Origin of the sequence: Pseudomonas sp. 21LCFQ02 (assembly GCF_024129895.2) — a bacterium.
In the GTDB taxonomy this organism is placed as follows: domain Bacteria; phylum Pseudomonadota; class Gammaproteobacteria; order Pseudomonadales; family Pseudomonadaceae; genus Aquipseudomonas.
The window spans coordinates 5,008,321-5,032,193 of the sequence record NZ_CM178749.1 but is presented as its reverse complement, the minus strand read 5'-3'; the positions used below and the strand labels follow the sequence as shown (position 1 = coordinate 5,032,193).

Genomic DNA, 23,873 nt, shown 5'->3' with positions numbered 1-23,873 from the left:
CCCTTTTGTTTGAGTGAAATTTCCGAGAGAATCCCGACCGCTTGCGCCAGCTCGATTCGCTCACTAGGCTGCTTCCCGTCGCACAGATATGCGGCAGGGCTTGGCCGCCCATTGTTGGATTGAGTCTGGTTGCAGTCGCTTGAGATGTCGTGCGGATGCTGGTCGTCCGTGCTCGCGTTTTATGGCAACTGTGCAAGGGACACCTTCGGGTGTGCCGGATTTGCCAGCTCATCCGGTCGGCCAACCCTTGTACTGTTGCCACCCAATCCGCTTGGCCGCGGCACTGGTGGTGATCTCACTTATGAACTGGAGATACACCATGACTATGAAGCTTGTACCCGACCCACCTGCATCAACCACCCGGCCTGACTCTGGCCCGACCCTGATCTCTTTTGAAGACCAGCTCAACAGTGCCTGGGACGTGCTGTCCTGCGCCTATGCAACAGCCTATGAATGTGGCGACAGCCTGCATGGGCAACAGCGCAACCTGGCGATGGCTGCGGTGCATCTGGTGGCGCAGGCCCAGGCGATGCTTGAGCAGATGATCGAGCATTTGCCGAAGGGGGTTGGAGTGGGTGAGGGTGGCTGAGGTTTAGAGGTTGCGATTGTGCGGCAGGGGCTCGAAGTGGTTCGGGCTCCTGCTGGTTGATGAAGATATCTAGGCAACATCCTGGCGTGCAGGAGCGTTTCGCGGGGAGTGTTTGCCAGTAGGGATTTTTTGAAATGCTTGATGAGAAATGGCTGTTATCGGCCAGAAGCAGACACTCGAGTAGGATGAAATCCTCCGAGAACTATTAGGTGGTCGACTCTGTGCGCAGTAGATCAACCAGCTTTCTTATGACTTCGCAAATAACCATGCTGTCGCCGAAGTTAGCGTGGATTTTAACTTGCAGCCGGGAAAAATACCCCATGAGTTATTTGAGAATACAAATACATAGGCGCAACGATCCCTGTAATTACCAGCGACCACCCCAAGGCAGTTGCTAATCCGTGTAGTTTCATAGTGCTCCAACTCTTGGCCTGCAAAATAAAGGAGTCAAGTGCGAATAGCATTGCCCAAATTAGGACGCAACCAGCAAGTGGAAAAGTCATCAGGGAGTACATGCGCGACGAGCCTTCCGCAATACCCAACACAAATGCAGCGCCAAGCATGAATGCAAACGTAGTCATACTCATGGAACGCCCGGCTCTGGCTGGTGAGCGCAGCAGCCTGACCCAGTTTCCGTTTGGGTTCGGGTGCAACACCAGAGCTAAGCCTGCGGGGAATAAAGAGGTAGCCAGCAGCATACCCATACTTTTAATCGCAATTCCTTCCCCATGCGTATTCACGAAAAAATCATTAACTTTCTCGTCGCTCGAATACTGAATTGCTACGCAAAGAGGTATAGCCCACAGGCAGAAAAAGGGTATGGAAAGCCAATCCTCCATAGTCCGCTGCCAAAATGCGTTCCAGCCAGTCAAGCTGAACTCAGGGCTGCTTACAGCCTTTTCTGCCCCTTCTGCTTCCACCCCTTTCCTCCTCAAAAAGCAATTCCACTTCATCAACCCTATAAGCACTTTAATATTACCTCTGGTCGTTTATTTTTTGAAAAAATATATTTTGGTCGCGCTACTAATATGAGTCATGTACTAGCCAGGGATGCTTGCAAAAAGCTCTTAGTCAGTTTGAGATGCTCACTCCACGAATCTCTGTTGGGAACAGCGCCTACCATCACCCTATGTTCATCAGAGAAGTACAGCACTGAACCTACTCCACCAAAACGGCGTGAGGATCGGGACTCATCGTCGTGCTGGCTCCAGATATTGATGACGCTCTTCATATAGCTCTTGTAGTTTGGATGAGTCGTAGAGCCTATGCAGAAGTCTTGATACTCAGGGTCGTCCATACAACCTAGTCGATTCAGGCAGCTCAGGAGCGCTAGAAACGAAGTGTCGTCCAAAAAATTCAGTATCTCTTGGCGTCCTTTCGTTAAGCCAAGCTGCGGTGAGAACAAGGCAATGCGCTCCACATACGCACGAACCCAAAAATCCATTCTTAGGATTGAAGGCGGGTGAGTACCTGAGGGCGTCATATCCATTCGAGCAGGCCGTCCGCCATGAAACATAAGCATAACGCAGCTTACAATCGCACATTGTAGGTAAGCGTGGTCCAGAAATTCTTCGCCCTTGTATGGGGCAAGCCTCATCGCCAACCAGTCCAATGCCTCGAAGTCCGCAGCAAGTTCAGTAGCATGCGAGATAGCAGCCTGATCCCCTAAGAGCGTTGCCGCCCCTGCAACTTGGAATTCGCTGATGCTGGCGGCTGAACCTGCTCCATACCTTGCGCGTGTAGCCCCGTGATTTTGGTTGAGATGGCCCAACTCGTGGTAAATCACAAAGCTAACACCTGAGATGAACATCAGCTCAGCGGCATGCAGCATGTCGAATCGCCTGGGAAGCGGCTGCGTTCCGTTTATAGTCCCGCCATCCGGGCCAGGTTGAGAGAAGCGCGCAAATTCTAAAGCACTTGAATAGATCTGGGTTAGCATCCCATAGCTCAAGGCGATGACGTGGCGCTGAACATTTTCCAGCGATGGCTCAACCGTTGCCACCGCACGTATGTCATTAGTAGCGATCCAGCTGATACTCAATTCGACCTCAGCGGCGGTGTACCACTGACGGCACAGCCTATCTTTAACCTCATCGGCAATCGTCAATGCCAGTTCTATAAGGTCGGAGATTTCGTATAGCTTCGTGGTGTGATCGTTCATTCAGCATCCAAGCAACTTTGTTGAACTGGTCTCGCGACTGAAGCGAATTGGCGATACCTTTCTGAAGGCGCTGCCTCAGAAGGACATCGATATTTTCGTTAGAGCCTCGCCGTTTAGAGTTCCGGGGGCGTGCCAATAAGCGTATGTCGAAAAATAATATCAAGTTCCCATCAAACGGGCATTAGCGAAATGCCTCACACACAGCCAGGGTCTGTCTCGTAATTCGTATTTGCGGGTATCTGCCAGAACTGACGGGCCGGTATGGGTCGGTTAGCGACGGTCTGACTCCGACCGCCGCTACACATGATCAAACCTCAGTCTGCTCCGCCATCTTCAGGGCGTCATCGACCTCAATCCCCAGGTATCGAACAGTGCTCTCCAGCCTCGTATGGCCGAGCAGCAACTGCACCGCCCGTAGGTTCTTCGTCCTGCGATAGATCAGTGAGGCCTTCGTACGTCTCATCGTATGGATGCCACACATGGCTGGATCAAACCCAACGGCCTCCACCCAGCCTTTGACGATGCGAGCGTACTGCCGAGTGGATAGATGGTCTGAAGTATGCAGCCGGCTAGGGAAAAGGTAGTTCTCGCTGCGTAACTGGGGCCGATGTATCCAGGCCGCGAGAGCGGACCGTGTTTGTTCAGTAATCTCGAACTGCACAGGCCGCTGCGTTTTCTGTCGCATCACCAAGGCTCGTGATAATACGTGCTCGCCATGGGCGACGTCGCGCACGCGGAGCTTAGTTAAGTGGCAAGCCCGAAGCTTGCTGTAGATATCAATATCGAAGAGAGCCAGATATCGAGTTCTTTCTGCAATTTGAAGCCTTACTCGGATAGCCCAGATATCTCTCAGTGGTAGCGTTTTTTTTTGCCCGACCAATTTTCCTTTGTTCCAGGACTGACGGCTGTGGGTAGCGATGATACTCATGACACGTCCTCCACGTGTGAAAGGATAGGGATGGCTAACCAGAGCCACGGTCTCTAACCGGCCCAAAGCGGCCACTCTATTGGGTCTGCGCTGTCAAAAGTCATGCAGGTTTTTCTAGTAACGCTTTCAGTTGCGAATCACGCAAAGCTAAGCTATTTTGCTGGGATCGTGGCACCTAGCCATCATGACGCACAGGACGCTAAACATGAGCGCTGAAGAAAGCAACGTAGTTCTAGATGTGCCTTCAGAAGAAAATGAGGATTTTTATAGCGATGATGACTTATTTGAAATTTCATCATGGGGGGCAGACCTAAGCTTTCGCGAACTAATAAGTCGTTATGATGATAACGAACTTGTAAAGCCAGAACTTCAAAGAAATTACGTCTGGGATAAGTCGGAAGCCTCAAGGTTCATTGACTCCATTTTGCTTGGGCTTCCTGTGCCAAGTATTTTCTTAGCAAAAACCAATGATGAAAAACTTTTGATAATAGATGGTTATCAAAGATTGATGACCGTGCGCGATTATGTAAAAGGGATTTTTACAAAAGATGGATCCGTATTCAAACTATCAAAAAGCGATAAAATTCATGAGCGTTGGAAGGGGAAGGCTTTCTTAGAGCTTCAGCCGGAGGAACAGCGTAAGATTAGAAATACGACCATTCACGCCATCGTATTTATGCAAAAATCTCCAACTGATGGAGATACTAGTCTGTTTCAAGTTTTCGAGCGCATCAATTCCGGCGGTCGATCTTTGTTGCCTCAAGAGATACGCAACTGTGTATACCAAGGCCCATTCAACTCTCTGTTATTTGAATTGAACACAGACCCAATTTGGCGACAGTTATGGGGGAGGGAGGAGACTGATTCTAGAATGCGGGATATGGAGTGTATTCTACGCTTCTTCGCTATCTCTGACTTGGCACTTCTGGATTCTAAAAAAGCTCCTTCTAGAGTTTCGCTAAAAAAATATCTTAATCAGTACATGGGACTGCATAATCGCGTCGACTTTTGCGATGCATTCCGCAATAGGTTCCTGTTGGCGACACGCTACATTCACGATAATTTAGGCGTCGAAGCCTTTCACAATCTATCACCTAGCAATCCTGATCGCGTGGTCCCTGCATTTAGCGCAACCGTTTTCGATTCAGTGATGATCGCTGTTGACTGGGGATTGAGAAAGAACATCGCGCACAGCCATACAGAAAATTTGTCTGCTCGACGTAAAAAAGCGCTACAAGACAAAGCACTTCAAACCTATCTTTCTTTTGAAACCATGCGGACTGAGACTATTCGTAATAGAGTCTGGAAAATGTATGGAGAGCTTTTCAAAGGAGCACCTCGATGATAAATCAGGAGGTATTGCACCAACTTGAATTATGCAGTCAAGAACTTGAGGGGATCAGGCAGCTTTTGGTAGGGATGGGGGCGGGCGCCAACCCAACACCTTACATGCGACGCTATGCCGTAATTAGAGCGTCGGGAGCTATTGAAGTCGGATTTAAGAAAATAATCGCAGACAAAGTTGATGCAGAGTGCGCTATACAGGCTAGAAACTTTGTGAAGAAGAAGATTCGTGATAGCTCATTCAATCCTCGTCTTGGACAAATAGAAAATATACTTTCAGATTTTGACTTGAGGTGGCGAAAAAAATTTGAAGAATTGATAGGCTTAAGCGATAAGCCAAAATTTAACACAGCATTGAACAAGTTGGTTAAAGCAAGGAATGAATTTGCTCACGGCGGATCCCCAAATGTCGAAATAGAAGAAACAATTGAATGCTATCAAGGCGGCTGTGAAGTGCTGCGGATTCTTGATCAGGTTGTTCATCATGAGTTTGAGGAAGGTGAGGATGAGCCTGTGAATGAATTAGAGTAACCCGTTTTTAGTTCTCACAATTGTATAAAAACCAAAGGTTTGGCGCTGGGACTTGACTTACATTAGATCGTTTCTGGCCGATACCCGACATCAGCGACCGTGCGCTTCGGGTCGTTAGCGGTCATTGGCGATAGGCCGCTTTCGACCCGAAACTGCCGTTGGTGGAGGCAGTTCATGGCCAAGAGCGGCCACAAGAGGCGGTAAGCCCTATACGGCAGGCAGCACCAGACCGTCACCTAGCAGGCACCGTCAAGGCGTTCTACTGGCAAGGTGCTGCTCCAAGGCCTGGAGTGCTCTCTGAGATGTTTCGTCACTCACCTTCGCTGCCAGCACCTGGACGAGTTCGCGTAGCTGAGCTGCGCTTACGCCGGTATTCATGCTCATGCGCATGTGTGCCTGTAACTGCGACTCGGCACCGGGCAAGGTGGAGAGCATGCTGACTGTCGCGAGCTCACGGCTCTGCCAGTCGAGGTTGTCTCGCTCAAAAATGTCCCCGAAAAGGTGTGCTCTCAGGTACTCGTTGGCAACTGGGGCAAAGTCGAACAGAGGTCCTTCAACTGGCGCGCCAGAAAGCGCCGTCTGGTTCACGGTCCCTGCAGCAATCAGGGCGTCACCTTTAAGCGCGGGCTTGCTCGGTTCGCGGCCCAGAGCATCCTTTTTGCCATTAGCCTTGCGCTCATCCACAACCCTCTTCAGCTCGGCAAGTGCATTCAGGCTGCGCGGAAAGCCGGCATAGGCATATAACTGCACCAACACCTCACGGGCATCGCTAATGGTCAAGCCGGCATCCAGCCCGGCATTGAGAGACGTGCCGAGACGGGAGATGTCGCCCAAGGCGGCAAACGCCGCAACGGCAACGATGGCCTGCTGGTGCACGCTGAGGGCTTCACTGACGTTGGCCGTGGTAGGCGAGCTCATACTTTTATTCTCCTGAGCGATAGCGATTTGAACTGAGGCACTTGCCGTCAATGCGGTAGTCAATACCGCGACGAGTACGCCGAATTTAATCTTCACGGGGCTGGCCATACTGCTCATCGCTTACCTTCTCCATCCAGTCGACGTTTTGGCCATTCAATGTGGCGGTCACTGCGATGTGCGACATGGCTGTCGTCGGCGCAGCCCCATGCCAATGCTTGACGCCAGGCGGACACCAAACCACATCTCCGGGACGAACGACCTGAATCGGCTTGCCCCACTCCTGGGTCAGGCCTACGCCAGAGGACACCACCAGTCTTTGTCCCGCCGGATGGGTATGCCAAGCCGACCTGGCACCCGGCTCGAACGTAACCAAAGCACCGGATGCACTGATGTGCTCGTCGGCTGGCCAAATGGGATCAATCCGAACCCGGCCGGTGAAAAACTGCTCAGATCCGGCGATGGACGTTTGCTCACCACCCCGGATGATTTGCTGCACACGTTGGGCATCGCTATCGGCACTGGCTGCTCCGAGATAAAGAACGGCAGTACAAAGCACCACCTTGTAAGTCTGTTGGTTCATGCTTCTTCCTCTATTCGTTCAATGTGAGATTCGGCCAGCGACCATTGCCAGTGGCCACTGCGTCCGGGACAGGAACGCTGCCGTTACCTGGAGCCGGGTAATCCTTCGACGATGTAAGTCCTCGTGTTTCCGGAGCGGTGGCGGATCGGAATAATGGCCTGGTAGGACGGGGATTCGTACCAAGCCTGAGCTTGCGCCAGGCTCGGAAAACGAATCGCAACCAGACGTCCCTGCGCGCCGAAACCTTCTTTCACATCTAGTACTCCTGCGCGGATGACGAAGCTGCCACCGAAAGGGGTGAACGTTTTCTCGACTTGCGCACTATAGGGCTTGATACCGTCAGGATCAGTCGCTTCGAACTCGGCAACATAGTAGGCGGGCGCAGATTCATCCTGGGTGGTGGGGGGGCTTTGCGCTGGCCTGTATCGAAGCAAGCGTCAAGCAGGCCAACGATGCGAGCGTGAAGGCACGTGCGCGAACCCTGCGAGAGGGAGATGCAGGTCTGCGGTGTGGGTGTTCATTCTGCAAGAGCATAGCGAGTCCTCTATGTGTCAGGTCATCTGGCGTCTACTTGTTCGGCGCCGTTGAGTCGACGTGCAAACCGCCGCGGCTATGCAGCGCGATGTTCTCAACCTCGATATGCCCCTTGTCGACCAGCATGTCACCAGTCAGGCGCAGGTATTCCATGAAGTGCGGCGTTTTTCGATGCGACGCATAGGCATCGGCACTGGCGTAGATCTCGAAGAATATCCACTGCTCTGGGTGATCTTTGCGAGTTACGGCGTACATCGCCAGCACGCCAGGCTCGACCTTCATCGACTCGCGCATCCCCGCGGTCACGATGCGACGGAACGCATCAAGGTTCTCGCGCCTGACCGTAACTTCAACGATGCGGGTTTCTGGCGTCCGACCACGCTGCACCACTGATAACGATGCAGGCTTCTCCACAAGGAACACTGGCTCGGTTGCGATTGATTGCTGGCTGCCGACCAATGACCAGGTCGTGTCGACGAAACCCTTGTAATGCATGGTTTCGACGTGGTGCTTGTAGGCGGCCTCACCGCTGTAGACCTCAAACATATACACCACCCCTGGTCGATCCAGGCTTGCAACGGCATGCATCGCCAGCACGCCAGGCTCCTCGCGCAGCGAGTGCAGCATGTTGTGCCGTCCGGCCGCATCAAATGCCTGTGCTTGTGCAGCATCGATCCTGAGTTCCGACATATGCACCACAGGATGTGCGAGCGCGATCTGTGCCGTCAGCATCGTTGTCATGGTCAATAGTGCTCTGCTGAGATTCATGTGGGTTTACCTTCGTCAACAACGCAGCTTCGGGACAAACTACTGCGGCTCACCCATCGAGAATGGCGCGGGAGAGGTGCGCGCCGAATTGAAAATGATCGAGTGGCTCTTGGCCGACACCTGCAAGGAGTGTCTCCACCGGCGGTGCTCAGCTGTGCCGTCAAGCCGGAAACTCGGTCAACATCCTTGGCCACAGTCTTGCGCGGGTGACCGAATCCGCTGTCATAAACGATGCTCACAAGAGCTGCCGACATTGGCGATCATCCTTCTGCTCTATTGATGAAGGCCATTCTGGCGAGCCTCAGTCATAACAAAAACCCAGGCCAGGGTTGAAGGGTCTTCAACTGGGAGTTGATAATCTGTGTAGGATGTCGCTAGCTGAAGCGAGGATATATGGACTCTTCTCAACGCGTTCGCGCGATCCTGTCATTCGTGCACGCGGTCGACGCCGGCAGTTTTTCGGCGGCAGGCCGGTTGCTGGGCGTAAGCTCGGCGGCGATCAGTAAGAACGTGGCAAACCTCGAGAAGGACCTATGCGTGCGCCTGATGAACCGCACCACGCGCACGCTACAGCTCACTGACGAAGGTACTGCCTTTCTCCGACAGGCACGCGTTGCCCTCGAAGCGCTCGACACTGCGGTGGAAACCGTCGCCTCCCAGCGTCTGGGGCCGAACGGACGGGTTCGCCTATCGACCAGCTCGGCGTTCGGTCGCGGCCACGTGTTGCCAGTGCTGCCTGGCCTGTTGGCACGACACCCAGGTCTGTCGGTCGACGTAGATTTCGACGACCGGGTCATTGATCTTGTCCGTGATGGTTATGACCTCGCGATCCGAGGCGGTAACCTTCCGGACTCGGCGCTGATATCACGACCAATCTGCCGCCTGAATGTCGCCATCGCTGCTTCACCTGAGTATCTCGCTCGGCATGGAGTGCCTCGATCGCCCGAGGAACTCAGAGAACACCGGCTGATCGCAAGGCGCTTTCTGGGTGGATGCGTTTCGCCCTGGCCTTTGCGCGCCGATGACAACAGTGTCGTCACCTTCGACCCTGCGGATTCGGCGGTGGCCACGCTCTCCGCGCCGGAAGCAATCGTTCAGGCTGCGTGCGATGGCATCGGCATCGCTCAAGTAGCCGTGCACCTCGCATGGCGCAGCCTGCAAGAGGGTCGCCTGAAGATTCTATTGCATCGCTACCATCATCCAGGTGGCTACGAGCTGGCGATCCAGTATCCCCACCGTGCGCTGATTGCCCCGCGCGTCCGCGCCACCTTGGACTACCTGCTGGAGGCACTGGCCGACGATCAGTTGCTACATATCCCGCTGGGCGCGCTGGAATCCTATGTAGCCTGAGGCCATTCCCCATCTACGGTTTATCTTGTCCATGGTGGCCATTAGCGCATCTGCCCATCAGTGGATCGCCCTGACTTTCATAGGTGCTTTCGTGCACCAAGTAGCTCTTATTCGGCCACGGCGAAGATCCACTACTTCAGTCATCCAGACGTGGGGCCGTGAATAGGCTTGAGGCTTTATCTCCAGGCATATGGCATAAAGTTGAGATGTTCCGATAGACAGTCATGGCAAACCGTAACATTTCTGAGACACTCAATTGGACTCCGATCAGAGGTTCGCCCTGTAGCACCTCTTGGATCAACTGCATCTTGGATTCACCCACGGAAATGTCTCTGTGGCCTACGTTGGGAGATCTGCTTGTCGACCGTTTCAGTGGATAAAAACAATGAGGGCCGTCTCTCCCACTTGCTCAATGCAAGTGAGCGACTGAGCACGGCACGGTCAGTGGACGAAGTTGTAGCCGTACTGCGAGACACCGCACGCGCGGCGGTAGGGGCAGAAGGCATCGCGGTTGTTATTGAAGACGCAGGGCGTTGTTCCTATGTTGCGGAAGATGCGGACTCCCCGCTTTGGCAAGGTCAGACCTTCCAGGCCGACCACTGTATTTCGGGTTGGGTTATGCATCACGGTGAGACTGTCGCGATTCGTGACGTCTGGGATGATCCGCGCATCCCGCAAGATGCTTATGCGCCGACGTTTGTCCGCAGCCTGGTCATGGTGCCCATAGGCAGGCCTGTTCCGGTCGCGGCGCTCGGAGCATATTGGTCGGCGGTCGGTGACCATGGTGGCGACACCGTTATGCGGCTGGAGAGTTTGGCGCGCCTTGCAACAATTGCCATCGAGAATGCTCGGCTTACCCAGGCGCGTAACCGCGCGATGGCCATCGGGGCTGCGCAAACCCGCATTCTGGAACTGGCTGTCGAAGACACTGCACTCAGCATCACGCTGGATGCCATTGTCCGCGAGATGGAAGCGCTGTCTTCAGCCCGGTTCCTGGGAAGCATCATGCTGCTGGATGAAGCTGGCCAGCAGTTGGAACACTGGGCAGGGCCTAGCCTTCCTGGCGCTTATAACGAAAGCGTTAAAGACATTACCCTCAAAGCACATACGAACGCCTGCACTGCCGACGCGTTGTTCGACCCACTGACTAACCTTCCCGAAATATCGAGTGGGCCGCTCTGGGTCGAGCTTCGCGCGTTGGCCATGAAACAAGGTCTGCAAGTCTGCTGGTCAATTCCGATCCGCTCCGCGCAGGGCGCACTACTCGGTGCTTTCGTCATGCACCACCCCGAGATGCGTGAGCCAACGCCCGGCGACACTGAAATCATCGACTTCGTCGCACAGACAGTCGCACTCGTCGTGCATCGTGCTCGTGCGGATGCCGAGACTCGCCGCAGTGAGGCCAGGCTGCGACTCGCGGTTGACCACGCCGACGTGGGGTTCTGGGACGTGGATTTCGTGCAGAACACGCTGGTCTGGCCTTCGCAGACCAAAGCGATGTTCGGCATATCGGCTGACGTCCCCGTCACGCTGCAGGACTTCTACGATGGCTTGCACCCCGAGGATCGTGACGCGACGATTGAAGCTTTTACCGCCGCTATCGATCCTGAGCATCGCGCGCTTTACGACGTTGACTACCGTACGGTTGGTCGGGAGGACGGCATTGTTCGCTGGGTAGCGGCAAAAGGTCGGGGCGTGTTCGATGCAGCCGGGCGCTGTCTGCGCGTGACCGGCACGGCTATCGAGATCACCGACCGCAAGGCTGCCGAGGAAGAACTGCGCGAGCTCAATGCCACCCTCGAAGGGCGGGTCTCTCAGGCCATCGCCGAGCGCGAAGAAGCTCAGAAGGCGCTGCGGCAGAGTCAGAAGATGGAGGCGATGGGTCAGCTTACTGGCGGTGTCGCCCATGACTTCAACAACCTGCTTACACCGATTGTCGGTACGCTCGACTTGCTCCAACGACGAGGTGAAGGGGGCGAGCGTGAGAAACGGCTCATCGCTGGGGCGATGCAATCAGCCGAGCGCGCCAAGACGCTAGTGCAAAGGTTGCTTGCATTCGCCCGCCGTCAACCCTTGCAACCGGTTCCAGTCGACGTGGCGAAGTTGGTGCGCGATATGGGCGATCTTGTGTCCAGTACCACTGGCCCTCAAATCAAAGTCGTCGTGGATTCACCGGAGAATCTCCCGGCAGCGATTGCAGATCTGAACCAGCTGGAAATGGCACTCCTCAATCTTTCCGTCAATGCGCGCGACGCGATGTTGGAGGGCGGAACGATGCGTATCTCGGCCAGCACCGAATGGGTCGAGCCGGGGCATCGCTCCAGACTGGCGACAGGCGAGTACTTGTGTCTGTCCGTGGCGGACACCGGCATCGGCATGGATGCAGCAACACTCGCCCGGGCGGTTGAACCGTTCTTTTCCACCAAGGGCGTCGGCAAAGGGACTGGCCTAGGGCTTTCAATGGTGCACGGACTGGCATTACAGTTGAACGGTGCGCTGACTCTGCGCAGCTCGCCAGGCTTTGGGACGAACGTAGAGTTGTGGCTTCCACGCAGCATGACAGTGCCGACAACAACGGTGCGTATCATCGAAACTTCGGAGCCACGATCGACACGCGGGATCGCGCTGTTGGTAGATGACGAAGACGTGGTGCGTGCAAGCACTTCGTACATGCTGGCCGAGCTTGGCTACCGCGTAATTGAGGCCGCGTCTGGCGAGGAAGCGATGGAATTGGTTTCAACTGGGCAGCCACTGGATCTGCTCGTAACCGATCACCTCATGCCCGGTATTAGCGGCACCGTGTTGGCCGGTTTGATCCGCGACATCAGGCCTGGAGTGTCGATCCTGCTTGTTTCGGGTTATGCCGAAAGAGAGGGGCTCGATCCCGGCCTTCCGCGACTGACCAAGCCATTTCGCAAAGACGAGCTTGCATTAAGTTTGTCTCAACTTGAGCGGTAGTGGGGGCTCAGGTCACGAGCGTCAGCTATTTCATTGTCGACGTTCTTCATCGCGGCGGCTGCTTCAGGCGTTGTAGAGGGCCTCGAAGATCGAGCGCATATCGCCAGCCAGCCAACGAATGCCATGCCTATGATTCAGGCTCGTTTCCCGTCCAAAACAAGTGAGCGCGACGCGGTGGTGAAAAAAGTGTAGCTTCGATCTTCAGTTGGCGAGGTTATCTCATTGAACGACTCTGAACATCTGAAAGAACTGTGCGTCCGTTTCAACTCGGGAGAGCCCCTGAGCTTTTTGTTTTTCTGGGGGCACCAGCGCAGCAAAGCTGCCGTCACGGCTTCGTGCTTCAGCCAATGGTTCGAGGCCGGGTTTACGGTCGAAGGCCAATATTATCCAACGGCCGAACACTTCATGATGGCCGAGAAAGCGACCCTGTTCGACGATCAGGACATTCTTGAGCAGGTGCTGAACGCGCCTACTCCCAATGCCGCCAAAGCACTAGGCCGTAAGGTGCGCGGGTTTGGTAATGAGGTTTGGCTGCAACACCGATACGACATCGTCGTTCGAGCAAACCAGGCCAAGTTTTCTCAGAATTCGCAGTTAATGGAATATCTTCTGCAAACGGGGTCGCGCGTTATTGTCGAAGCCAGCCCGGTTGATAACATCTGGGGTATAGGGCTTGCACAGGACAACGCGGATGCGAACAATCCAAACCTATGGAAAGGGTTGAACCTGCTGGGTTTTGCACTGATGCAGGTGCGCGACGGGGGCAGCATCTCAGCCGCAAGGTAGTGATCTTCAGGCATCTCTAAAAACTACCTGCGTTGCCATCGCTGCGTTGAAAACCGGCTCGGGCGCGAGTCCATGGCAAGCGTTTGATTAACGCGCTTTGGCTCGCCCTTTGCGCTGAGCAAACTCGATAGTGGGCGGTTTTGGAGCGCCTCAGACCTCGGTAAGTGGAGCGGATAAGATCCGGCCGTTGCGGGTTACCCGCCCCGAGACCCGCGTTTTTGTTTCGCTCATCAGCGCCTTTATCAGACTGATAGTCGTTTTAGCGGGTCAACTCTCAGCGCGCGAGCGTTCATTCAGCGATTGCCGTTAGGCCGAAGAGGTTGGCAGATTGGTCCGCGCCCACTCCTCAGCAGTCGTGACTTGAATCGACTGTCGTGCATTGAAGGTGCCTGTTTTAGGCCAAGCCACACCTCTGCCCTGAGCGAATACAGCGCGGTACTTTTTGATGTGATGCGTTGGGTCTTTCTCCAATTCCTGGAGCAAGTACGCAACAGTCCATACGTTACGTTTAAACGGGCGGCCCAATACACGTTCAAGGAGGCTCGCAACCTCTGCGTACGTCACTGTATCTCCCGAGAGGTACACAATCTGATTGCGCAAGCGAGGTTCGAAGAAAACGATTTCCGCTGTCAATGCACCAATGTCTTCCGGGGTCGTAAGCGTCACGCTGGTCTCAAGACTGCCCAGCGCGTTCACGGTGTCGTTTTCGAAGTCAACCACCTCGAATACAGGCTCGAAAAGGAAACTGGTGAACATACCTGTCGAGATGATTACCCATTCAGTTTTATCCTGGCCTCGAAGCAATTCGCGTACATCAAGCTGAGCATCGAACAGGTCCTGAGGACTGCCCCGACCGATTACCTCGAAGTCGACACCAAACTGCCACGGGAAGTAGCGCTTCACACCGGACTTGAGTGCAGCGGTAGCCAGCTTCATCGGTGTTTCCCGGCCTGCAACCATACCTGCACAGCCTATTACGGTATCGAAACGTGCGAATACTTCAGACAGTTGATCGATTGAGTCATTTACGAGGTCAGCGGCCACCATCTGGACGCCGAGGGCCCGAAGCTCATCGATTTCGGCCTTTTTCTCGGGCACCTGAGTGCTGATGGTCGAATCCCTGAGCAGGACGCTGATTGTGGAACCGGGCGCTCGCTCGGCTACTCGCGCAAGATTACGCAAAACCGGCAGCCCAAGCTCACCGGCGCCTAGAACGAGAATGGATTGGGGGGGGAACTGGGTCACTCCGGTCATGATTTCTCCTGAGACTTGTTGCCTGTAAGATGACCAAATGCTTGCACGATTAGGCAACGCTCGTAAGAAGGCACACCTGTGATACCAGAAATAGAATTGTCCGATCAGGAAGCTCTTCGCCAGGCAGAGACTATCTGCCGCACGCTTAGAGAAGACGATGATGGCGTCAGGCGGGAAGTGCTTGCTCACGCAGGTAGCCGCTGGTCGTTAGGTATTCTGCATGCCTTGGGGGTGTATGGCACCATGCGTCATGCCGAAATAAAGAGGCAGATGAGCGGGGTGACCCAACGGATGTTGACCAAGACGTTACGCTCGATGGAGCGCGATGGCCTGGTGGTTCGGCGGGAGTTCGGTGAAGTTCCGCCACGTGTCGAGTATGAGCTGACGCCGCTGGGTAGGGGGCTGTTGATTCGCATGTCCCCTATCTGGACTTGGGTTGTCGAGAACGTTGAGGATTTTCGCAAGGCACGGCGTATTTTCGATAGTCAGGGTGAAAAAAAGCCCGCATGGCAAATACCAACACCGGCAGTGCCAGACCCAGAGGCATCTGACTAAGTATTGCTCAGCGCTTTTTAGATGCCCTGTGCCCATTGAGGGGTAGTCACAGGCCAATCGCACTGGCCTTGTGTGTTGGCAACCGCGTCCATACATCCTTGAGATAGGCGAAGATCCACTAAGGCACTGTGGCTTCCAATCCGGAAAACGCGGTCAGCTACGTGGCGATTTCTGTCGAATCTGCAGCTTGATTGCAAGAGGTCTCTCTTTTGTTTGAGTGAAATTTCCGAGAGAATGCCGACCGCTTGCGCCTGCCCGATTCGCTCACTAGGCTGGCTCCCGTCGCGCAGATCGGTACGGGGCTTGGACGCCTTGATTTGCGCAACGACAGTGCGTGAATGTTGGCGCGGGTGTTATCGGCCATGGCCTGCACATTACGCCCGCTGTACACCGTACGCTCTTCGGTGTGCCGGGTTCTTCCGCATCCCGGTCGGCCAACCCTTGTACAGTTGTCACCTCATTGCTTGGCCGCGAGAGGTTGGTGATAGCACCTGATTGCGGAGATTGAGCATGAAAAAGCGTATACCCGAGCCACCTGCATCAACTCCGCAGTCTGATTCCGGCCCGGCCCTGATCTGCTTGGAAGACCCGCCCAACAGCGGCTGGGACGTGCTGTCCTGCGCTTATGCAACGGCATACGCAGGTGCTGACAGCCTGCATGGGCAACAGTGCAATTTGGCGATGGCTGCGGTCCATGTGGAGTGTTTAATCCTGGATAAACCTCTCTGTCACGTTGCAGGCACATATATGTAATGCCTGGCGTCGAGCTTTCTGGCTCACAGAGCCGTGACCGAACCCGTTGGCACGTCCATGCCGCTCAGTCTGAAGAGTCGAACAATGAACCGACAAATCAAAATGGCCACACGGCTATTGCCAGGATGAACAGGCAGCACCGCTGTGCAGGCGGATATGCTGCCGGGTTTTACTTGCTGGTGCTGATTACGACTACTATTTTTCTGGCAGAAGATGGGGTGTGCCAATTGCATTACAGTGACAAGGGGCCGGTGTGAAAGATATTCGCTTGAGGTCAAATAGCGAGCTGGCGAAGCCAAAGTTTCCAGATACCGCTCAATGGCCGCGTATCCAGCGGCTTTTGCGCTTCGGTGGTGGTGCGTGTGTGCTGCATGGCCTGGCGTGGGGGAGCTATTACTCAACCCAGGGCATGAGCGTGTTGGCCGTGGTCTTGTTTGCTCTAATGGCGCTAGGGTTGGCGTGTCTGTATCTGGCGAAGACGCCCGAGCACGTGTCGCTAGGCATCGTTGTTCATGTGCTGCTGGTCCTGACCCTGTTCGCCAGCTTTGCCGATGCGCCAACAACTGCGGTCGGCAGGTCTACGCACCTGTTCTTCATGCCGATCGGCATTGCAACGTTCTTCCTGTTTCGCAGTGAGCGCTTTTACCTGCGCTGGCTGTTTCCGGGCGCCTGCTTTAGCGCGCTCGCTGTTCTGGAACTCAGTGAGGTGAGCTTTGGTCAGGACCTTGAGCTGTTACCCGCCACTATCCGTCAACTGGGCCATGACCTGAACACCCTGACTGCCATGGTGCTGACGGTGGGTGTCCTGACGATCTTTCGTGAGGACCTTGGCGCGAAGGTCGACCAATACACGGCGCTGGCCCGAGCGGTTGCGCAGCGCGAGCTGTGTGCTTACTTGCAACCCCAGGTGTCATCCGATGGGCGCGTGATCGGCGCGGAAGTGCTGTTGCGCTGGGACCGGCCCGGCCACGGCATCCAGTCGCCCGCTACCTTTATCCGCCTGGCAGAAGAAACCGGCCTTATTCATGAAATGGGGTTGATGGTTCTGGAGCAGGCCTGTTGGCACTTGAAAGCCTGGTCCAGGCTGCCGGGTGTCGATCAGTGGACGCTGTCGGTCAATGTCAGCCCCTTGCAACTGACGTCCAAATCGTTCGTTGCAGATGTGAGGGCTGTCTTGCACAAGGTCGGTGTCCCAGCCAACCGGCTGTGCCTGGAAATTACCGAGTCGGTGTTTACCGGCGACCTTGGGTTGATCGCTGCAAAAATGAACGCGCTGCGCGACGATGGCATTAGCTGGTCGCTGGACGATTTCGGCACGGGCTTTTCTTCACTGTCATTGCTGCAAGCGCTGCCACTGGATGAGTTGAAAATTGATCAGTTATTTGTCCATGACATTGAGAAGGACCCAAGCAAGCGAGAATTGGTGAGAAAGATTATCGAAATTGCGGGAATTCTTGGCGCATCGACCATCGCTGAAGGGGTCGAAACCCGGCCGCAAAGTGAATGCTTGAGAGCACTGGGCTGCGAGGTGTTCCAGGGTTATCTGTTCGGGCGGCCGATTGCGGCGGATGAGTTTCTGGAGGCGCATTCACCGACGCTGGCTCAGCCTTAGTGTGGTGTTTCACAAGTACCAATGAAAATATGGTCTATGCTCATTTGAAACCCACTCGTGAGAGCTGAGCATTTATATGGGCCGACCAGCGACTGTCATTGTCTTGTCTGAAGCCGAAAAAGCCGAGCTTCTACGCCGCGTTAAACAGCGTAAGGGCGCGCAGGATGCCTGCGTTCGTGCCGAAATTATCCTGGCATGCGCAGAGGGCGAATCTGGAAATGCCATTGCCCAGCGCCTCAACGTCAGCAAGGACGTAGTCTCGCGGTGGCGGACGCGCTTTTCAAAATGGGGGCTGATTGGCCTGAATGATGAGCATCGTTCGGGCCGTCCGCGCACAATCAGTGATGAACAAGTGCAGAAGGTGGTTGATCAGGTTCTGAAGAGCAAACCCGAAGACGCCAGCCATTGGAGTACCCGGCAAATGAGTCGGGAAACAGGAATATCTCCGGCTAGCGTGATGCGTATCTGGCATGCCTTCGGGATCAAACCTCACCTGTAGAAAACCTTCAAGCTTTCTACCGATCCGCTTTTCGTCGACAAAGTGCAGGACATCGTGGGCCTTTATTTGAACCCGCCTGAGAGAGCACTGGTGTTATGTGTTGATGAGAAAAGTCAGATCCAGGCGTTGAACCGCACACAACCAGGGCTGCCTTTAGCGCTTGGAAATCCTGCGACACGCACGCACGATTACAAGCGCCATGGGACGACTTCTCTGTTTGCGGCTCTGGATGTAGCAACGGGCGAAGTCATTGGTCGGTTAAAGCGCCAACATCGCAGTGTCGAATTTCTATCGTTTCTCAAAGAGGTAGATGCCTCGGTACCGAGCGATGTGCCGATCCATCTGATTATGGACAACTACGCAACGCACAAGACCGACAAGGTCAAAGCGTGGCTGGCCGCACGTCCTCGTTACAGCATCCATTTCACCCCCACGTCTGCCTCATGGATGAATCTGGTGGAGCGTTTCTTCTCAACACTGAGCGAGAAATGGATCAAGCGCCAGGCTCATGTCAGCGTGAAGGATTTAGAGGCCTCAATCGAGTACTACCTGGAAACCTACAACCAGAATCCGAAGCCATTTCGCTGGCACAAAAAAGCGAACGAGATCCTGGGTTCCGTAGCGCGTGCAGCAAAAGCATTGGGTAAGTAGTTTTTCGCCCTACTTGTGAAACACCACACTAGGGGGGCGTGTGTCGCTTTCTGTTTCCGGATGTCTGCCCCGGCTTCGCGGAGCTAATCGAGAAGCATTGGGCACTGGTGCTAGCGGGTCTCAAGCTCGGTGGAGGCGGCGAGGTCGGCTGGCACTGAAGTGCTTGCGTCACTATTCAATGGCTCGTTGTTGAAGAGCATTCACGTTGAAGCCGTTCATGAATTAGCGAAAAATCTTCGGATGGGTAACGGTTGAAGTCTATCCGAGAATGCCTCGTTGCATGCGGTACTATGATACGTGGAGAAGACCAGGAGATTAACCTGGTCTCTCATGGTTAACCGCAGAAACGTCACTGTCTGCCTACAGCTTCCAGAGCAATTGCTTGGTCAACTTCAACAGGTGCCCCAGAAACGCCAAGCCCCCCTATAGTCCTTCCTTGCTCGTCTAGTATTACAACGCCCCCACCAAAGCTTATGAGGCCGCCATTCGTTGCCTCGAGGGTATAGATTGCCCCATCTGGACGAGCCTCTCGACCGATGGACGTACTATCTGTCCGAAACAGGGCTGCAGTGCGGGCCTTTTTTACAGCTATGTCGATAGCACCAGGGATGGCATCGTCCATACGAAGAAATGCAGCTTGAAGACCCGACGCATCCACCACCGAGATGCACACTTGGTGGCCACTGCGGCTTGCAATTGCTTCAGTCCGTTGAACAATAAGTTGAGCGATTGATGAATGCATATCTATTTTCCGCGTAGTTGGCGTTTATATCAGGGTGGTGAAGGTGCGGGCACCAAATTGAACCGCATCGTTCATTCCCACCAGTATTCAACCTGAACACCAAAATTGCTGCCGTGGCGGGAGCTATTGAACGCTCCAGTAGACGAAAGTGCAGATCCTTCATCCATTTCATTTGCAGCCTGTTGGGCGGCTCGGTTCCACTTCGCGTAGGTGTAGTACAGTCGGATTTCTGGTCTATCCCAGAAACCAGACCCTTTGGGAGACCAGGTAGGGGCCACGGTGAATTTGCTCAGCTTCCGAGTGCCATCGGCGGCATCAATCTGGTCGTGGCCGATTTCCGCAATGAGCTTTAACTGATCGGAGATCGCATAAACAGGTCTGACGCCCACTGATACCCAATCCTGTTTTTCCCCACCGTCGCGATAATCTCGCTGAGCTACAACCTGGAACTGGCCGCCGAACCGAGGAGTGATTTGCCAGTCAAAATAATCCAAGGCTCGCCAGCTTCGGTTGCTGCGCTCGAGCTCCACGTTCCCTGTGTAACCTAAACTGGTGCCTGGGCCCTGGCCATGCTGGATTGCTACGGTGTTGGCTTTTCCACCGAGTACATCGCTCTGGCGATGCTGGACAGTGACCGCCCATCCGCTGTGGGTATCACCACGATCCGGATCTTCGATATAGCTTACGCCAAACTCAAGCTCGCCGCCGGGGTTTGTGTTGATACCGCCTATATTGAAGTCGTGTCGGTTGGTGTAGTCCTTTTGAAAGACGTTATCCTTCCTGGAGAATGCGTAACTGTATTTTAGGCCGCCGAGTTCGAAATCTTCAATGCCTGCGCCGGTGCCACTTTGATCCCAATAGTAAAAATCTGAGATGTGTATATCATTGCGCTTGTAAAAGCGACGGCCCGCCCACAAGGAACCATTATTGAGTTGTGGGACTTTGCTCCACTCGGCGTAGGCTTGAACTATCCGAGCGTATCCGTAGTCATCTGAAAACTTCGGAGTGTGCCCATACTGATTTTGTAGGGCGGCCATCCCCTCGACGCTAAGAACCGACCCATCATCTAGTGTGGCAAGGTCGTGGCGGACTCCGAATTCGGCGTACTGCTCGCATTCGTTACCTAAACGGTATTTTGTGGGTGCACCTGGCAACTGAAAACATGACTGAGTTCCGCCAGAGGTCGCACCGCCAATACCACTACGAAGATAACCATTAAACTCGAGTGCTTCTGCTGCAAGCGGAGATAATATACTGAGTGCAGCCGAAAGCCCTAGCTTCTTGCTATTGAGCATGAATGTTTCCTTTATTATATGTTTTATGGCAGGTAGTGATTGTTCAGGAATTCGTTTGACTACTGCTTTTATTGATTAGATGGTGTAGGAAAAGGGGCTGCCCGAGCAGGCAGCCCCAAAGAATCAGCTTACTTTGTGTTCGCTGATGGGGGTTTGAAGCGAGGAATTGCTCGAGCGACCTTGTTTCATCAATGCTGGGCCGAATACGGCGAGCGGGATGAGGAGGACAATCGGGAAGTAGAGCAGTTTGTCGATGCCGAAGGTACTGACAACGAGAGCAATGGCTGCCGGCCCGATAAGCATGCCTGAATAACCAATGCAGTTCACGATGCCGATGTTGCGTCCTGCGTTGGCCGGGTCTTTACGACCAGCGCTGGACAGCATGAGCGGTGCGATGCTGGCAAGACCCAGGCCGAACATTGCAAAGCCAACTAGGCCCGCGAACTCTGTATTGACGACTACGATCAGAATCAGACCAGCGATGGCGATGACAGCGCTCAGGAATACGAGACGAACTGCGCCGATCAGCGCTGCGAGACGGTCGCCAATCACTCGACCAATGAACTGCGCCCCGATGAAGACCGAAACGGCAACACCAGCATCGGCAGCGGTGACACCAAGAACACGACGTCCATACTCTTGGCCCCAGTCGGCGACAGCCCCTTCACCAACCATGCTGCCGAGCAACAGGATACCGAACCCCACCATCAGCGCGATCACGCCAAGCGAAGCGGAGCTGGCCGGTTTGGCTCCCTTCGCATCAGTAGCTGCCTCTGGAACTACCTCATGCTGATCGAGCATGAAGACGCTGGAAATGATGCCGATTGCGAGTAACAGCACGCCCAGAACAGTGAATGGGACGGCGGCACTTTCGGTGTAACGTGCCGCAAACCCACTACCCGCCATGCCGAGAACGAAGCCACCTAAGGAGTAGGCCGCGTGGAATGTGGTCATGATCGAGCGCTGGTAGAAACGCTCTACCTGCACACCATGGGTGTTGTACGCAGTGTCTGCAGCACCACGAAGCAATCCCAAGACAACCCCGAAGCTCAACGCAAAGTAAACGTCGGTGGCGTAGCCCATCGGGATGATCGAGAGCGGGTACGCAATTGCGGTTGTAAGGATAACTTTTTTGGCACCAAACCTGTCCAGGAACATGCCAACGATGAACGAACCAACCGCACTGCCAACACCAATACCAAACGCGATCATGCCAAAGTTGGCGTCGCCGAGGTCACCATTAAGTCCCATGTGGTGACGAAATGCTGATACGCCAGTAGACCAGATGTACATCATGGCCCCAAGAATCATAAAGCCCGCAACGGTAGCAACACGAGCCCTTCTAATTCGAGGGGTGACAAGGCTATTGTTCATGTTATTCATTTTTTAACACGTTCCTGTCGGTTAAGGTCGGGGTGTCATCCGTTTGTAAAAAATGGATGGCATTTTTATTAAAATTTATCCGCTATCCTTAGCGCATTTGCCGCAATTGTCAGCGCAGGGTTAACTGCTGCTGAAGAGGGGAATGATGAGCTGTCAACGATCCATACGTTGTCCAGGTCATGCATTTTGCAGTTAGGGTCAAGAACACTTTTCTTCGGGTCAGTACCCATTACCGCAGTACCACATTGGTGAGAGTTTGTCGCGATGCCCATACGCTCGGTCAGTACAACTGGGAAACCAGCTTTTTTCATGATTGCAGTGGTTTTTTCAACCAGCTGATCATGAGCACTGAGATTGTTAGGCGTCCAATGAACCTTGATGGAATCACGTTTTTCATCGTATTCCACGCGATTGTCCTGTGTTGGAATATCTTCAGAGGTCAGATAAAGGTCAACGCTGTGGCCGGTGATGAACCGAGAGACAATCTTCGGAATCCATGGCCGCATTGGCGTGATCATTGGCTCTCGAATCTTGCCGAGCATTTGCACATTCCCCAACGGGAATGTGTTGTGACGGCCTGCCGAGTACCAATCGTTAATAGCCAGGGTTTTTTGGAACTTCACCTTGTTGGTGTGCAGTGGGTCAACAGCGATCATGAACGTGCTGTTATGCACCATGTAGTTCCGACCTAGTTGGTCAGAGCTATTACCAAGGCCGGTAGGATGCTGCTCGGTCTTTGAACGGAAAAGCAGGGCTGCGCTGTTAACCGCGCCACATGCGAGCGCGATACGATTAGCCAGAATTCTGACCGGTTGACCGTCCTGGATACCTAAAGCTTCAGTAACCCGCTTTCCGTCTTTACTGGTCACGAGCTTGTCGATTTTGGTGCCTACCATCAGCCTGGCGCCTGACTCCAACGCTGGACGCAAGGTCGAAATCTCGGCGTCGCCTTTGGCTTCAAGCAAGCATGGGTAACCGTCGCACGTAGAGCAGAGCACGCAGGCGCGATCCTCGCCGTAGTCAACAGCAGCCGGCATTACGAAAGGCGACAGTCCGTCATCTTTCATCACTTTCTCTAGCGAGAGCAGTGCAGGATCGTGCTGAAGTCCTGGCCAAGGGTATGGTTGCGACCGCCATGGCTCGCTGGGGTCTTGGCCTGCATTACCGTGCACTTTATAGAGCTGCTCGGCTTGGCAATAGTATGGCTCCAATTCCGCGTAGCTGATTGGCCAGCCTGGCGCGACACCTTCTGCATGCTTCACATCCGAGAAGTCTACCTCCCGGAAGCGCGGCAGCATTGCGCCATAAAATTTGGTATTGCCACCTACGTAATAGAATACGCCTGGCGAGAAAGGCTTGTTATCTCTGTCCAGCCACTGTTCCGCGTTCCTGTAGCGGCCTTCACCGAAAACAGCTTCCGCACTCCAGTTTTCGGTTTCACGAGGAAGGAAATCTCCGCGCTCTACGACCAGGACATCGAGCCCTTTCTTGATCAGAGCATGAGCAAATGTGGAGCCTCCCATGCCGGATCCGATGATCAGCACATCGCAGGTCACTACACCATTTTCATCAGGCTTCACGGTTGGATTGGAGCGCCGGCGGGCCGGCGCTCCTTCCAAACGGGCTTGCTCTGAATGAGTGTTTAACACTTCAGTACTCATTTCCTGCATGCCTCAGTTTTA

The 23,873-nt window shown here is 54.3% G+C and carries 20 protein-coding genes and 1 pseudogene; 9 read left to right on the top strand and 12 right to left on the bottom strand.

The window, feature by feature from the left end:
* The first annotated feature begins 319 nt into the window (after nucleotides 1–319).
* Nucleotides 320–589 carry a DUF6124 family protein gene (locus NJC40_RS22720; RefSeq protein ID WP_231906505.1) on the top strand — a complete coding sequence of 90 codons (270 nt, stop codon included), beginning with the start codon at nucleotides 320–322 and terminating at the stop codon, nucleotides 587–589.
* Nucleotides 590–882: 293 nt separating this feature from the next.
* On the opposite strand, the gene NJC40_RS22715 is transcribed toward NJC40_RS22720, so the two are convergent.
* From NJC40_RS22715 to NJC40_RS22705, 3 genes are all read right to left on the bottom strand, one after another.
* Nucleotides 883–1,509 (bottom strand): hypothetical protein, encoded by a 627-nt coding sequence (locus tag NJC40_RS22715; RefSeq protein ID WP_253142542.1) that lies wholly within the window; start codon nucleotides 1,507–1,509, stop codon nucleotides 883–885.
* A 113-nt stretch (nucleotides 1,510–1,622) separates the two neighbouring features.
* Nucleotides 1,623–2,750: a phage exclusion protein Lit family protein gene (locus NJC40_RS22710; protein WP_253142541.1), complete on the bottom strand. Its 1,128-nt coding sequence runs from the start codon at nucleotides 2,748–2,750 to the stop codon at nucleotides 1,623–1,625.
* 307 nt (nucleotides 2,751–3,057) lie between these two features.
* Nucleotides 3,058–3,678 carry a tyrosine-type recombinase/integrase gene (locus NJC40_RS22705; protein WP_253142540.1) on the bottom strand — a complete coding sequence of 207 codons (621 nt, stop codon included), beginning with the start codon at nucleotides 3,676–3,678 and terminating at the stop codon, nucleotides 3,058–3,060.
* A gap of 205 nt (nucleotides 3,679–3,883) precedes the next feature.
* On the opposite strand from NJC40_RS22705, the gene NJC40_RS22700 reads away from it, so the two are divergent.
* On the top strand, nucleotides 3,884–5,023 hold the full coding sequence (locus tag NJC40_RS22700; RefSeq protein ID WP_253142539.1) for a DUF262 domain-containing protein: 1,140 nt from the start codon (nucleotides 3,884–3,886) through the stop codon (nucleotides 5,021–5,023).
* Complete coding sequence (locus NJC40_RS22695) at nucleotides 5,020–5,553, top strand: HEPN domain-containing protein (RefSeq protein WP_253142538.1); 534 nt, start codon at nucleotides 5,020–5,022, stop codon at nucleotides 5,551–5,553. The genes NJC40_RS22700 and NJC40_RS22695 overlap by 4 nt, the downstream gene beginning before the upstream one ends.
* Before the next feature lie 249 nt (nucleotides 5,554–5,802).
* On the opposite strand, the gene NJC40_RS22690 is transcribed toward NJC40_RS22695, so the two are convergent.
* The 4 genes from NJC40_RS22690 to NJC40_RS22675 form a co-directional block, all read right to left on the bottom strand.
* Nucleotides 5,803–6,588 carry a carboxymuconolactone decarboxylase family protein gene (locus NJC40_RS22690; RefSeq protein WP_253142537.1) on the bottom strand — a complete coding sequence of 262 codons (786 nt, stop codon included), beginning with the start codon at nucleotides 6,586–6,588 and terminating at the stop codon, nucleotides 5,803–5,805.
* Entirely contained in the window at nucleotides 6,557–7,051 is a 495-nt protein-coding gene (locus tag NJC40_RS22685; protein WP_253142536.1) for a (R)-mandelonitrile lyase, read from the bottom strand. The genes NJC40_RS22690 and NJC40_RS22685 overlap by 32 nt, the downstream gene beginning before the upstream one ends.
* An 83-nt stretch (nucleotides 7,052–7,134) precedes the next feature.
* A complete protein-coding gene (locus NJC40_RS22680) occupies nucleotides 7,135–7,485 on the bottom strand; it encodes a DUF1330 domain-containing protein (RefSeq protein WP_253142535.1) in 351 nt (116 codons plus the stop codon).
* A 133-nt stretch (nucleotides 7,486–7,618) separates the two neighbouring features.
* Nucleotides 7,619–8,353 (bottom strand): putative quinol monooxygenase, encoded by a 735-nt coding sequence (locus NJC40_RS22675; RefSeq protein WP_253142534.1) that lies wholly within the window; start codon nucleotides 8,351–8,353, stop codon nucleotides 7,619–7,621.
* A gap of 393 nt (nucleotides 8,354–8,746) precedes the next feature.
* Between NJC40_RS22675 and NJC40_RS22670 the strand changes: the two genes are divergently transcribed.
* The 3 genes from NJC40_RS22670 (at nucleotide 8,747) to ybiA (ending at nucleotide 13,447) form a co-directional block, all read left to right on the top strand.
* Nucleotides 8,747–9,703: a LysR family transcriptional regulator gene (locus NJC40_RS22670; RefSeq protein WP_253142533.1), complete on the top strand. Its 957-nt coding sequence runs from the start codon at nucleotides 8,747–8,749 to the stop codon at nucleotides 9,701–9,703.
* Nucleotides 9,704–10,321: 618 nt separating this feature from the next.
* Nucleotides 10,322–12,661, top strand: coding sequence for a GAF domain-containing hybrid sensor histidine kinase/response regulator (locus NJC40_RS22665; protein WP_290447756.1), 2,340 nt, complete (start codon nucleotides 10,322–10,324; stop codon nucleotides 12,659–12,661).
* Nucleotides 12,662–12,883: 222 nt separating this feature from the next.
* Nucleotides 12,884–13,447 carry a riboflavin biosynthesis intermediates N-glycosidase gene (gene ybiA / locus NJC40_RS22660; protein WP_253142531.1) on the top strand — a complete coding sequence of 188 codons (564 nt, stop codon included), beginning with the start codon at nucleotides 12,884–12,886 and terminating at the stop codon, nucleotides 13,445–13,447.
* A gap of 306 nt (nucleotides 13,448–13,753) precedes the next feature.
* On the opposite strand, the gene NJC40_RS22655 is transcribed toward ybiA, so the two are convergent.
* Complete coding sequence (locus tag NJC40_RS22655) at nucleotides 13,754–14,701, bottom strand: aromatic alcohol reductase (protein ID WP_253142530.1); 948 nt, start codon at nucleotides 14,699–14,701, stop codon at nucleotides 13,754–13,756.
* 96 nt (nucleotides 14,702–14,797) lie between these two features.
* Between NJC40_RS22655 and NJC40_RS22650 the strand changes: the two genes are divergently transcribed.
* The 3 genes and pseudogenes from NJC40_RS22650 to NJC40_RS22640 all read left to right on the top strand — a co-directional run bounded on the left by NJC40_RS22650 (nucleotide 14,798) and on the right by NJC40_RS22640 (nucleotide 18,771).
* Complete coding sequence (locus NJC40_RS22650; RefSeq protein ID WP_253142529.1) at nucleotides 14,798–15,256, top strand: winged helix-turn-helix transcriptional regulator; 459 nt, start codon at nucleotides 14,798–14,800, stop codon at nucleotides 15,254–15,256.
* A gap of 1,021 nt (nucleotides 15,257–16,277) precedes the next feature.
* On the top strand, nucleotides 16,278–17,621 hold the full coding sequence (locus NJC40_RS22645) for a putative bifunctional diguanylate cyclase/phosphodiesterase (protein ID WP_253142528.1): 1,344 nt from the start codon (nucleotides 16,278–16,280) through the stop codon (nucleotides 17,619–17,621).
* Nucleotides 17,622–17,697: 76 nt separating this feature from the next.
* Nucleotides 17,698–18,771 (top strand): annotated as a pseudogene (locus NJC40_RS22640) (IS630 family transposase).
* A 349-nt stretch (nucleotides 18,772–19,120) separates the two neighbouring features.
* On the opposite strand, the gene NJC40_RS22635 reads toward NJC40_RS22640, so the two are convergent.
* The 4 genes from NJC40_RS22635 to NJC40_RS22620 form a co-directional block, all read right to left on the bottom strand.
* Nucleotides 19,121–19,513, bottom strand: a complete 393-nt coding sequence (locus tag NJC40_RS22635; RefSeq protein WP_253143007.1) for a GlcG/HbpS family heme-binding protein — start codon at nucleotides 19,511–19,513, stop codon at nucleotides 19,121–19,123.
* 71 nt (nucleotides 19,514–19,584) lie between these two features.
* Nucleotides 19,585–20,808, bottom strand: a complete 1,224-nt coding sequence (locus NJC40_RS22630; protein ID WP_253143008.1) for a maltoporin — start codon at nucleotides 20,806–20,808, stop codon at nucleotides 19,585–19,587.
* Nucleotides 20,809–20,931: 123 nt separating this feature from the next.
* Nucleotides 20,932–22,182 (bottom strand): MFS transporter, encoded by a 1,251-nt coding sequence (locus NJC40_RS22625; protein ID WP_492180414.1) that lies wholly within the window; start codon nucleotides 22,180–22,182, stop codon nucleotides 20,932–20,934.
* A gap of 77 nt (nucleotides 22,183–22,259) precedes the next feature.
* Nucleotides 22,260–23,852: an FAD-dependent oxidoreductase gene (locus NJC40_RS22620; protein ID WP_253143010.1), complete on the bottom strand. Its 1,593-nt coding sequence runs from the start codon at nucleotides 23,850–23,852 to the stop codon at nucleotides 22,260–22,262.
* Between the last annotated feature and the right edge of the window lie 21 nt (nucleotides 23,853–23,873).